This is a genomic window from Mesorhizobium sp. M7A.F.Ca.ET.027.03.2.1 (assembly GCF_003999175.1).
Taxonomy (GTDB): domain Bacteria; phylum Pseudomonadota; class Alphaproteobacteria; order Rhizobiales; family Rhizobiaceae; genus Mesorhizobium.
Genome location: NZ_RZOM01001848.1, coordinates 1 through 513 on the forward strand (window position 1 = coordinate 1; position 513 = coordinate 513).

The window sequence follows — 513 nt, forward strand, 5'->3', positions numbered from 1 at the left end:
GCAATATCATTCATGTGGCTTGGCGCGATGCCGATCTCGTCATCGATGGGGGCATGGGTCTCGTGCCTTTCTCCAGTTTTTTGAAAACAAACAGCTTGCCTTCTCGCACGCTGTCTTCAAGTGATCTCGCATTTGCAAAATGCGCCGCGATCGCGCTGGCCATCATGCAGCCGGTCCCGCGTAGCGTTCCGGCAAGCCGAGGCATATCGAAACGGACAGGTTCCCGATCGGAACGCAACAGGATATCGGTTGATCGAGGTCCAGATGCGTGGCCGCCCTTGATCAGCAGGGACTGTGGCCCGTCGGCCAGAAGTCTTTGTCCTTGTTGAAGCGCGCTTCCCTCATCCATCGCCAATTCCGCGCCGACAAGAAGCGCCAACTCGATTAAATTAGGCGTAACGACACGGCAAAGCGGCATCAGATCGCGTTTCATGGCGGCGATGGCGTCCGTTTCGAGTAGCGCTCGACCTGAGGTGGAGGCCAGCACAGGGTCGAGTACTGCGGGGACATGGG

At 57.9% G+C, this 513-nt stretch carries 1 protein-coding gene; it reads right to left on the bottom strand.

The window, feature by feature from the left end; genetic code table 11:
- Positions 1-10: 10 nt before the first annotated feature.
- Positions 11-513: bifunctional hydroxymethylpyrimidine kinase/phosphomethylpyrimidine kinase (locus EN750_RS38420; RefSeq protein WP_189526871.1), on the bottom strand; the 503-nt coding region annotated here is incomplete at its 5' end.